General features: G+C 45.8%; 11 protein-coding genes. 10 read left to right on the top strand and 1 reads right to left on the bottom strand.

Going from position 1 to position 10,978, the window contains the following annotated elements; all coding sequences use genetic code 11:
- The 10 genes from IH879_12220 to IH879_12175 form a co-directional block, all read left to right on the top strand.
- Positions 1 to 601, top strand: a 601-nt coding sequence (locus tag IH879_12220; GenBank protein MCH7675703.1) for a sigma-54-dependent Fis family transcriptional regulator, incomplete at its 5' end; no start/stop codon positions are given.
- Between the two features lie 563 nt (positions 602 to 1,164).
- Positions 1,165 to 1,842, top strand: coding sequence for an ATP-binding protein (locus IH879_12215; GenBank protein MCH7675702.1), 678 nt, complete (start codon positions 1,165 to 1,167; stop codon positions 1,840 to 1,842).
- Positions 1,835 to 3,199, top strand: a complete 1,365-nt coding sequence (locus IH879_12210) for a sigma-54-dependent Fis family transcriptional regulator (protein ID MCH7675701.1) — start codon at positions 1,835 to 1,837, stop codon at positions 3,197 to 3,199. The genes IH879_12215 and IH879_12210 overlap by 8 nt, the downstream gene beginning before the upstream one ends.
- A gap of 255 nt (positions 3,200 to 3,454) precedes the next feature.
- Positions 3,455 to 4,129 carry a hypothetical protein gene (locus tag IH879_12205; protein ID MCH7675700.1) on the top strand — a complete coding sequence of 225 codons (675 nt, stop codon included), beginning with the start codon at positions 3,455 to 3,457 and terminating at the stop codon, positions 4,127 to 4,129.
- A 71-nt stretch (positions 4,130 to 4,200) separates the two neighbouring features.
- Positions 4,201 to 4,749 carry a DUF4136 domain-containing protein gene (locus IH879_12200; protein MCH7675699.1) on the top strand — a complete coding sequence of 183 codons (549 nt, stop codon included), beginning with the start codon at positions 4,201 to 4,203 and terminating at the stop codon, positions 4,747 to 4,749.
- A gap of 11 nt (positions 4,750 to 4,760) precedes the next feature.
- Positions 4,761 to 6,068, top strand: coding sequence for a BamA/TamA family outer membrane protein (locus IH879_12195; GenBank protein ID MCH7675698.1), 1,308 nt, complete (start codon positions 4,761 to 4,763; stop codon positions 6,066 to 6,068).
- Positions 6,069 to 6,120: 52 nt separating this feature from the next.
- Positions 6,121 to 7,527 carry a hypothetical protein gene (locus tag IH879_12190; GenBank protein MCH7675697.1) on the top strand — a complete coding sequence of 469 codons (1,407 nt, stop codon included), beginning with the start codon at positions 6,121 to 6,123 and terminating at the stop codon, positions 7,525 to 7,527.
- Positions 7,528 to 7,577: 50 nt separating this feature from the next.
- On the top strand, positions 7,578 to 8,999 hold the full coding sequence (locus tag IH879_12185; GenBank protein MCH7675696.1) for a hypothetical protein: 1,422 nt from the start codon (positions 7,578 to 7,580) through the stop codon (positions 8,997 to 8,999).
- 28 nt (positions 9,000 to 9,027) lie between these two features.
- On the top strand, positions 9,028 to 9,654 hold the full coding sequence (locus IH879_12180; protein MCH7675695.1) for a hypothetical protein: 627 nt from the start codon (positions 9,028 to 9,030) through the stop codon (positions 9,652 to 9,654).
- Positions 9,655 to 10,151: 497 nt separating this feature from the next.
- Positions 10,152 to 10,490: a hypothetical protein gene (locus IH879_12175; GenBank protein MCH7675694.1), complete on the top strand. Its 339-nt coding sequence runs from the start codon at positions 10,152 to 10,154 to the stop codon at positions 10,488 to 10,490.
- A gap of 171 nt (positions 10,491 to 10,661) precedes the next feature.
- On the opposite strand, the gene IH879_12170 is transcribed toward IH879_12175, so the two are convergent.
- Positions 10,662 to 10,978: RidA family protein (locus IH879_12170; GenBank protein MCH7675693.1), on the bottom strand; the 317-nt coding region annotated here is incomplete at its 5' end.

The raw sequence follows: 10,978 nt of genomic DNA, 5'->3' as shown, positions 1-10,978 counted from the left end.
TAAGCTCTTAAGAGCTTTGGAAGAACGGTCATTTTATCCGGTCGGGGGAACCGAACTGGTTAAGGTTGATGTCCGTGTTATTGCATCCACAAACAGAAATCTAAATGAATTGGTAAAGCAAGGAAAGTTTCGCGAGGATTTATTATTTCGAATTAATGTGTACGCCATTCGCATTCCACCCCTTCGGGAACGACCTAAAGACATTATTGCGCTTGCCGAATTTTTTTCTGCACAATATAGCAGGAAGGCAAAAAGAGAAAATGTAAAGTTCAGCGAGGAAGCAAAAGAATTGTTAATGCAGCATGCCTGGAAAGGAAATGTCCGTGAACTCCGGAATGTCATTGAAAGGGTTGTTCTTTTTACAGAAAGCAGCACTATTAGGAAAGGAGATTTGAATTTCATGGAGTTCTCTTCGGCGCCCAAGTCCGAAGCCGGGGTCATTACGCTGCCTGAGACCGGCTTGCCTCTGGAGGAGGTAGAAAAGAGTCTGCTACTACAGGCGCTCGAGCTTGCCAAGTATAACAAGACAAAAGCTGCCAAACTTTTGAATCTTACCCCACCGGCGTTCTATTATCGCCTTGAGAAATACGGTTTAAAATAGCGGTATCGAGTTATGATATAGTAGAAAATTCATTATATCATGTAAAAGTCAGCTCGCCAACACTTCTAATAATTTCCTACACTATCTTCGTTAAGTACTAGTCTTTAATTTACTTACATCTAATGTCAAAGGTGCTTCTTTTTCAAAAAATACTTTGGCACAGAAGTGGCAATTCTTAAAACAGTTATTTCTGTTGTTAGGGCTGATGCCACCGGGAAATTCTGCGAACTTGTGGACTGGTACTAAAACGATAATCATCAACTTTTTATGTAAACAAAGTCTGTAGCATTTTTCAAGATTCGCTGACGAGAATTCGTTAATGGGCATCCCAAAGGACAGAGTTATAGAATTAGCAAATCTTAAAAGACAAATTCTTATTTTTTTTGTAACCATTTCTACCCAGCCTTATGACTTATGCTTTCCCGATGGACGGCTAATCGGTGTTCAGAGGTTTTCTAAATTTGCTTTTGAAATTCAGTAGTATCTAACACTTTTCCTTTATGGCTGAGTATTGGGCCTTATATGCGAAAAAATTATCAAGTAAACCCCCTGTGAACCAACGAGTGAACAGACTCGCTGCACTAGGGCAAGTTTCTGCAAATATCGCCCACGAGATTCGGAATCCGCTTGGTTCGATTAGTCTAAATTTGCAATACCTTGCCCAACAAAGTGAAGTGCCGAAAATATATAAGACTAAACTTAGGAATATCGAGTCCGGTGTCGCAAGAATTCAGAGCATTGTGGAGGGGATCCTCGAATTCATTCGTCCCAACCCATTAGATTTTGCCGGTGTCGATATCCATAGAGTAATCGACAGTAGTATTCATTTTGTACGGCATGAATACGAACACTCAAATCTTTCAATTAAGAAGGACTACCGAGCAAGAGCGCCGAAAACTCTAATCGATAGCAACCAAATTATACAGGTCCTGGTTAATTTGTTTCTAAATGCCAAGGATGCGATGTCTACAAACGGTACGCTTGCGGTTACTACGTTATCGGATTCAAACACTTTGGAGGTTCATATCCAGGATGACGGCATAGGTATTTCCCGACAAGATCTCCTGAGAATATTCGAACCTTTTTTTTCCACAAAAAGAAAGGGCATTGGCCTGGGTCTGGCAATCGTTTCACGGGTTATTGCAGAGCATGGCGGGCAAATCGCAGTCGAGAGCCAGACAGGTATTGGTACCAAATTCATAATCCGACTTCCAAGACAAGGGGCTCGACAAGGTGGCTGATTGCTATAAAAGCATTTTAATTGTTGAAGATGATGAACTGTTTCGTGAGGCGATGCAAGACACCCTCAAGGAGAAGTATACGCTTCAAATGGCTGAATCTGCCGAAGAAGCGCTGACTGTTTTATCGAAAAATTCTTATGATTTGGTTATCGTTGATATTAATCTGCCGGGTAAAAACGGCATAGAGCTTCTGGCGGATATTAAAACACGCTGTTCGATGCTCCCGGTTATCATGATTACTGCCTATGATAGTATTCCCCAGGTAGTAGATTCAATTAAAAAGGGTGCATTCGATTATCTTGTCAAACCAATCAATGCTCAGGAATTGTTGCTTTCTCTTGAAAGAGCACTTGAATCTTATGAACTGCAAATTGAACTCGAACACAGGCGAAAATTGCAATCTTTCTCCGACAAGTCAATTATAATAATCGGAAGCAGCCAGGACACAAAAAAATTGAAGAGCGAAGCAGCTAGAGTTGCTAAAACAGATGCTACAATTCTTTTAGAGGGAGAAACCGGCACGGGCAAAGAATTGATAGCTCAACTAATCCATGCGGACAGCCCGCGCTCCCAAAGGCCCTGTGTTGTATTAAATTGCGGCGCCATACCCGAGAATTTAGTAGAATCAGAGATTTTTGGTCACGTAAAAGGCGCGTTTACGGGTGCGTTTCAAGACAGCATGGGTAAGTTTGAGTTGGCGCACCGTGGGACATTGATTCTGGACGAAATTGGCGAGCTTCCGATGGAAGCACAGGTTAAGTTACTACGAATTCTCGAGGAGGAGGAATTCTATCGTGTTGGCGGATCTCGTCTTGTTAAAGTTGATGTACGTGTTATTGCCTCCACAAATGGGAATCTCAAAGAATTAGCGGAAGAAGGTAAGTTTCGGCAGGATTTGTTGTTCCGATTAAATGTGTATCGGATTGTCATTTCACCGCTGCGGCACCGCCAGGAGGATATTATCGAACTGGCTGAATTCTTTATTGAAAAATTTGCCCGCAAATCCAGGAGAGATGTACCGACTTTAACTTCGGCAGCGCAAGAACTATTATTGAATCACAAGTGGCGTGGGAATGTTCGGGAATTGCGCAATGTTGTTGAGAGGGTGGTGCTCTTTTCGAAGGAAAAGACTATTGAGAAAGAGCATCTGGGTTTTATAGAATCGACCGCTCCATCGAGATTTTCAGCTGAGGCCGTCCAGCTTCCCTCAAGCGGTATTGATTTAGAGGAGGTTGAAAAGAGCTTGCTTTTGCAGGCTTTGAAACTTGCAAAATATAATAAGAGCAAAGCGGCAAAACTACTGCATCTGACCCCGCCGACGTTTTATTACCGCCTTGAGAAATATGATTTAAAATAATGAATCGAAGCGGTGCTGGAATCTCATCATATCATAAAAACTGCAGCATATCATTAGACAGACATGCCGGTTTCGTAACTTAATTGCTTTTTCATTCAGTTCGCTTTCCTGCCCTTAGTTATTTATTTTTTAAAGCTTACGACGAGACTAATTTTGTTTTTTCTTGAATGGTGTAGTCTGGCACCGTATTCGCATAAGATTGACCACTGGTTCTTCACAAACAAACTAATTTAGACGTTTTGTGTCCGTTCAAAGATGAAGAAAGAAAAAACAATCTCAAAAAATCAGCAGGGTTTAATACTGACAGCAATTTTTCTGTTTTTGGTCCTCGATTTATCCAGTGCATGGGCCCAGAAAGGGGAGTTCACCGTTTTCGGAGGCTACCGCCTCGGGGGCGGATTTGAAGGTGGGAGCCTGGATTTGGCTGAACAGCACTTGGTGCAGGGCCTCAAGATACAAAGTTCCCCGGATTTCGGGCTGATCTTTGGCGTCTGGCTAGTCGAAAGCACTATTATGTTAGAGTTCATCCTCGAACGACAATCGACAGAGCTCACGTTTTTCAATTCAGAAATTGACCGGAAAATTACCCTCTTCGACTTGAATTTAGACTCCTACGAGTTAGGGATAGTGGCTTTTCCTGGATCGTCGAAGAAGATTCAGCCGTTTTTTGCCTTGACCTGGGGCTTGACTCGTCTCGTACCTAAAGGCGATTTTGATAATGAAAAGGGCATTGCGTTCAGCTATGTGCTTGGTGCGAAGACCTTAATCAGCAAAAGAGTTGGATTCCGTCTCCAGAGTCGAGTGGCTTCAGCGTGGTTTGGTAGTGTTGAGGCCGCCTTCTGTAACGAATCTGACGAATGTTATGATAGTCCCAAGACAACATGGATGTTTCAGTTGGATATCTCGGGCGGCTTGTTCTTCACTTTCTGAATTCACTGCTTGTACACAGTGAAGGGTAGGGAGTTGACTTCCTGTTATAAGACTTACATGGAGGAATTCCAATGAAAATGAAAGACATAATCAGTGGTGTTAGTTTGCTCGCTTTTTGCCTGAGTTGTGCCTCTTCGTCGATTCGTGTAGAAGATTATTATTTCAAAAAAACTGACTTTAGTAACTACAGGACCTTTGATTGGCAAGCGGATAGTGAGGCTGCGGGAGTTTTGCAACAATTCCCAGAATTGCAGGAACTTATAAAAAACGCGGTTAATAGTGAACTACAGGCCAAGGGCTTAGAGCTGCAACGAGGAGATCCGGATTTGAAAATCCTTTACTTCATTATTGTGCAAGACAAAACATTAGACCTAAGCATCGCACAGGGTCGGGCATATGGCAGTTCCGGTTCTGTTAGTGTAAGTTTCTCGCAAAAAGTGCTGGAACAGAAATATCAAGAAGGCACCCTTGTCTTGGATTTTTTAGAAACCAAGACAGGCGATCGTCTCTGGCGCGGTTCTGCCACCAAAACACTTGAGGAAAAATCTACGCCTGAAAAACGCGAAGAGACAATTAATATGGCTGTGCAAAAGATATTCGAGAAATTCCCAAAGAATTAATGGAGACGTCAATGGCCTTTTCGGCAAGATCACTCTTTACCATTCTTTTTTTTCATGTTTTATGCGTAAGTATTTATGCCTCGGGTTCAGATGGGGCGCTTAACGGGCAAACCATTAAAGAAATTCGAATTTCCGGCCTGAAGTGGACGAAGAGGTATATTATCACGCGTGAGCTTACCTCGAAAGTGGGTGAGCCTTACGTCGCAGGCAATGCACAAAGAGATTATGAGCGCTTAGAAACGCTGGGGCTCTTCAGTTACCATAAGGTAGAAGCATTTGCAGAGCGGGATAGTGTTGTCATTGGCATCGAAGTCAAAGAAACCTTCCCCCATCTGCCTACCCTTGCTTTTAGAATTAGCGATGCAGATGGTGTTCAAGCCGGAGCAGGATTCACCTCCTTAAATCTAAAAGGCCAGAATATTCGCTTTTCAGGTCGCTTTTTGCTCGGTGGAGCTACAAACGTGGAAGCCGCTATCGAGGACCCCTGGTTTGCCGGAAATCATTTATCTTACCGAGTTGAATTCTACCAACGCGATAGAGGGAACGAAGTTGCTAAATTTGATGAAACCAGCACGGAGCTTTACACTACTGTTGGCAGTTACATTGGCGAAAGGGGCCGGATCGGGGGCCGGTTTTCGTTTCAGTCTGTGAAAAGTGATACCACTGGTGCAACCATTTCCTCAACTAACAGGGATAATGTCCCGTCAATTGGATTCTTTGTCGGATATGATAACCGCAATCTGTGGATAAATACCACGCGGGGCTGGTGGAATGAAATTGAGGTAATGCGATCCGGAATTTTTGGCTGGGGCGATGCCAGTTTCTGGAAGTTGACACTTGACCTCAGACGCTATCAACCGATTGTACACAACCACACCTTGGCCCTTTTCTCATTGACAACATTAACTACGGGAACAGCCGGAGTAGACTACGCACCCTGGCAATTCTACGGGCTGGGTGGGTGGAACACCATTCGCGGTTCGGATCTAAGTTCCAGGGTTGGCAAAAATCAAATGATTAATACCCTGGAATATCGCTGGACTTTCTTTGAGCCTTATGTACTGACTTTCTTTGGTAAGTTTACGGCATTTATTGGCTTACAAGCTGTCGTTTTTGCTGATTTGGGCCATGCATGGAATGAGAAAGATGAATTTAAATTGGATAACTTTCTCGATGGCTACGGTTTTGGCATAAATATTTTAACGCCTTTCTCAGGTATGGCTCGCGTGCATTTGGCATGGAACGAGGCGGGAAAAAGCATTCGTGTGGGAATCCGGGGCCGTGAAAAGGCACTCACACAGCGGCAGAGGGTTCGGTGAGCGGGAAATATTTCCAGCCATATATTTTGCACAATTCCAAAGTTTACGACAAATGAAACCCCAACGAGTGAGAGTTCTGTTTCTAACCTGCATTACAACGAATCTTTGGGTTGGTGATATTGTCGGCCAGGATACACACTACTGGTCGCAGCACTATGGCACCCGTTCGACCCTGCTTGGGGGATCAGTGATTGGCAGTTTGCTGGATATAAGTTCGACCTACTATAATCCGGGCGCATTGGCCTTGATGGCGGATCCGGAATTTGTAATAAGCGGTTCGATCTTCGGCTTTAGGACTTTGATTTTTAAAAACGGTGCCGGTCAGGATCTTGACCTCTCGCAATTTCAGTTCAAGACCGCCCCGGATCTGCTTGCCGGTTTATTGACTTACGACAGAGCCAGTAGAAGTCGATTGGCTTTTTCAGTTCTAAGTCGCCAAAAGTTTCATGTCCGGCTCAGCCAGAGACAGATAGATACACGCGAAGCGATAACAAGCTCACCGGGCGAAGAGCCATTTGGTGGAGAGGTGGTTGTGCGACAAGACCTGGATGAAGATTGGGGTGGATTGACCTGGTCATATAGGTTAAGTGATAAATCCAGCATCGGGCTGACGCAGTATATTGCAGTACGAGCCCAGCTTATGCGGGTTCAGGTCATCTCACAGGCCCTGACTCAGGAGGACGTTGCCACCACCATAGAGTTTGAGGAATTCGATTACGACCATTGGCGCACCTTGTGGAAGGTCGGTGCTGCTTTTGATTTCAAACCTGTCAGCTTCGGACTGTCTTTAACCACGCCAAGTCTTCGCCTCTTTGGCAGCGGCACTGCCACCATAAACAGAACGGTGAGCGGGCAGGACGTAAATAACGACAATGTTGAAGATCTGGAATTCATTTTTAATGAACAGGAGAAAGTTAAAGCCAACTATAAGTCATCCTGGGCAGTTGGAATGGGTCTGGCGTATCATTTTGAGAAGAGCGCTGTCCATGTTAGCGCCGAGTGGTTTGATGCGGTCAGCAAATTCGACGTGCTTGAAACACAGCCTTTTGAGGCTCAAAGTTCCGGCGAAGCATATGCAAACCAGATCACTCACGAGCTCAGGTCAATCGTCAATTTTGGTATTGGTGTTGAGCATACTTACAATAGTCATTTGACAGGGTATGCCAGTTTCAGCACAGATTTTTCGGCAGCTGTGCCCGGAACAGATAGCAATTTAGCAGTCTCAAATTGGGATCTCTACCACCTCACGGGGGGCTCAACTTTTAGGATTCGCAGGTTTGAGTTTACACTGGGAATGGGTCTTATTTTCGGCAACGGCAAAAACAGGCAGCCAGTGAATTTGATTGATGCCAACGAAAGTAACGAGTTGCTCGGCACGCGCGGAGAAGTGGAGTCTACCTATCGCAGTCTACTGGTGATCGCCGGCTTTTCATTTTATTTTGGAGAGGGAAGTAAATGAAACTCCCACCTGTTCGAATTGTCTGAAATTGAAAAAAAATGGAGGGTGGAATGACTAGCTTTAAAGAAACTTTATTGATTGCCATTTTCGCTACGGCCTGTCTTTTTCCGGAAGCCGGCAAAGCTCAGGATGCACATTACTGGACTTTGCAATACGGAACAAGATCGACTTTGCTGGGAGGCAGTGTGATCGGCAGTGTCGAGGACCTTGGAGCGACTTATTATAATCCGGCCCGGCTGGCTTTAACGTCCGACTTGTCTTTCCTGCTCAGCGCCAAAGTGTACCAGTGGGATAAAGTTATTGTCGAGGATGGGACAGACGCGGGGGTAGATTTCAGAAGCTCGTCATTTGGCGGCGCTCCCAGCCTGGTGGCGGGAACGTTCAAGATCGGTTTTTTGCCTGGACATCATTTCGCCTACTCATTCCTGACCCGGCAGCGGAGTGAGTTAAATCTTGGCATAGCGGGAGGTGGCATAGCTGATATTATTGAAACCATCCCGGGTGATGAATTGTTTGCAACGGAAATTTCGCTGACCCAGAAAATCAGGGACGAATGGCTCGGCCTCAGCTGGGCTCATAGAGCGGGCGCTAAGGCGAGTTTTGGTATCACCCAGTTCCTCTCCATACGTAGTCAGGATATCGCTTTCAGGAGACTTTCGGAGGCGTTAACGACGACGAACGAGGCGGTCATTGCTATTCAGATAAATGAGTATGACTACGAGACCAAAGGTCTTTTATGGAAAGCTGGCTTTGCCCTTGATCTCAAGTACCTGTCTGTTGGGGCCACACTAACAACACCAAGGCTAAACTTGACCGGCAGTGGTTCGACGCTTTTTAACGATGCGTTTGCAGGAGCTGACCTGGATGGTGACGGCACTCGGGACGATCGGCTTTCGGCACGACAGGAAGATGACATCGATGCCGAGTACCAATCCTCCTGGGCGTTGGGGGTTGGCGGAGCTTTAAAGCTTGGCAGGAACAAGCTTCACTTCAGTGCGGAATGGTATGATGCCGTGAAGGAATTTTCGATCATGGAGCCTTCAAGCTTTGTCAGCCAGAGCACAGGTGAAACGATTAACAGGCGCCTGACCCAGAATCTGCGTGAGGTCTTAAACTACGGCATTGGCCTGGAGGTTTATGTAGACGAGACGCTATCAGGCTACGGCAGCTTTGCAACAGATCGTTCCGCTGCTCCCGAAGATGTGGGAAGAATTGTGAACCTGACCGACACGCAAACCAATGCCTCAACGGCGGGCTGGGATTTGTACCATGTCGCAGGCGGCGCCTCTGTTAAAGTGGGTCGCGGTGAAGTGACATTGGGGTTTACATGGTCGTTTGGCAACCAGGATATTCCGCAAACCATCAGTTTTTTCGATCCGGGCGTTGAGGATCCAATCTTGGACGACGAGGCCACGTCTAAACTCAAATTTAGACGCTGGAAGTATATTTTTGGGTTTTCATTCGAATTCTAGCATTCTGCCTTGGTAAGGGAGAGAACCGATGTACAGAGTTTTCCTGTGCTTAGTTAATATAGTCTTTGTAGTCTTTGCCGATGCAAATGTTTTCTCACAAGAGAAAAAACTGCAGGCCGTTATCGGTGGCGGTATTTCACGTTTTTTTGGTCCGGCAGGGATCGGGAAATTTTACAGTATCGGTCTTAACGGCAAGGTTGGGGCAAGTTATCAGTTCGATCCAGATTTGGAGTTTGGCATCTTTGCGGCCTGCAATTCTTTTGGTATTGACGCACCAACTGGCATGAAAATAGATGGCGCAACATTTACATCTCTCGAGCTTTTTGGAGAAGCGAAGTTTTATCTTTTGCAATATGATTCGCAAAAGGTGGCAAATTTTTACCTTTCAGTGGCTGCTGGCCTTGGGCACTCGAGTGTATCTGACTTCACAATTACGACCACTGAATCTGAAGATTTTTTGAGCGCTAATGAAAGCGCATTTTTGCTTGCTATGGGAATGGGCTTTAGATTTAAAGGCACATCAAGAATGGGGTTTTTTGCTGAATTTCATTGGGATCTCTTGCATACGGATGATGACTTGGCTGATTTACCAGTAACGGAAACGAAAGAAACCCAATACGGGTTATTGACAGTGGGAATCATTCTATTACCCTGAAGACTCATTCCAATGGAGAAGTCAATATTAATTCTTAGGCTCCTGTAAAATAGGGTGTTCAACCTTTAGGTTGAGGCAGGCTGAAGCCTGAACACTCATTTTAAACGGCGTTTTGTCAGAAGCCAATATTAATTCTCAGAAAGGAGATAAAGATGAAGAATGTTACGAGAGATTTAGGAGGTACGAAAATGATCGAGAATAATTCGTCTCAGTTAAGTCCAGCCAAAGAGGCAATGGCCTATGAGACCCGGTTGTGGATAGCCGTTGTCGCAACCCTACTTTTGTCGGAAGTCTGGATGCACCTGGTTGGACATCAAGTGGCGTCCTTGTGGGGCCTCATACCGGCAGTTGTTCTCTTTAGCGTAGCAGTGATGACGTTTCAGTATTACAGCCGGGTGAACCACATCTCTTGGATCCTGATTACCTTTGCGCTTGGTGTGATTGGTTTTGCTATCGCGACCGAGAGCCTTGGCCTGGCCCTGCTTGGTGATATGGACTTGACGAGAATTTTGATACTCGGGGCTGATGGCCCGACACACGGTTTTATGGCCGTGGGTCACTTGTTCGCTGACACTTCCGTAGTAGCCATTGGCTTTTACCAGCTTGCGAGATGGTATCGCGTTCGAGACACCGGCCTTGCCTTGACCGGGATCGCAGCGCTGACCGGTTGCTGCGGAACCACGGCAATTCTGCTGGCTCCCATATTCACGGCAGTTTTGGGAGCCTTCGGCATCCATTCGGGCGTTTCATACGTCATGGTGGCCACCTTGTTGACGGCCGCTTTAGTTGCTATCGCGTATGCATGGACTGGTGGGCTACGCCGTAAGCGAACTTGACATAATCCTCCCTCCGGGCTCTGAGCTCTCGCTTAAGGGCCTGGAGGGGGAAGGCAGCAGCATATTTATAGCGGAGGAAATGCAGAAAACTGGCAAAAGGACATTGGAATTCTAAATTAAGATCCTTCACGTGGAAAAATTTAATCGCAATTAGGTAGAATTGCTTAATGATTATTCAACTTCAATGACCGCCTGCGCTTCGATCTCAACTAGCATCTCACTATCGACCAGTTTGTTGACCTCAACTAACGAGGAGGCCGGGCGGATCTCGGCAAAGAATTCGCCGTGCGCCTTGGCAACCTGATCGAACAAAGAGACATCGGTTACGTACAGGCGCGTGCGGACTACATCTGACATGCTGGCGCCTAGCCGCTCCAGTGCGGTTTGGATATTGATCAGCGTCTGTTTGGTCTGAGCATACATATCTCCCACGCCAACGATCTCGCCGGCTTCATTCGTAGCGGTCGTACCGGACACAAAGATGCTGT

Source organism: candidate division KSB1 bacterium, assembly GCA_022562085.1.
Taxonomy (GTDB): Bacteria; Zhuqueibacterota; Zhuqueibacteria; order Oceanimicrobiales; family Oceanimicrobiaceae; genus Oceanimicrobium.
The sequence above is the reverse complement of the archived record's forward strand: the minus strand, read 5'-3'. Positions and strand labels throughout refer to the sequence as shown.

What these genes read in the sequence shown, in the direction of transcription:
- IH879_12195 (MCH7675698.1), top strand. Translation starts at nt 4,761, where the DNA reads ATGGCCTTTTCGGCAAGATCACTCTTTACCATTCTTTTTTTTCATGTT.
- IH879_12185 (MCH7675696.1), top strand. Translation starts at nt 7,578, where the DNA reads ATGACTAGCTTTAAAGAAACTTTATTGATTGCCATTTTCGCTACGGCC.
- IH879_12190 (MCH7675697.1), top strand. Translation starts at nt 6,121, where the DNA reads ATGAAACCCCAACGAGTGAGAGTTCTGTTTCTAACCTGCATTACAACG.
- IH879_12180 (MCH7675695.1), top strand. Translation starts at nt 9,028, where the DNA reads ATGTACAGAGTTTTCCTGTGCTTAGTTAATATAGTCTTTGTAGTCTTT.
- IH879_12200 (MCH7675699.1), top strand. Translation starts at nt 4,201, where the DNA reads ATGAAAATGAAAGACATAATCAGTGGTGTTAGTTTGCTCGCTTTTTGC.
- IH879_12205 (MCH7675700.1), top strand. Translation starts at nt 3,455, where the DNA reads ATGAAGAAAGAAAAAACAATCTCAAAAAATCAGCAGGGTTTAATACTG.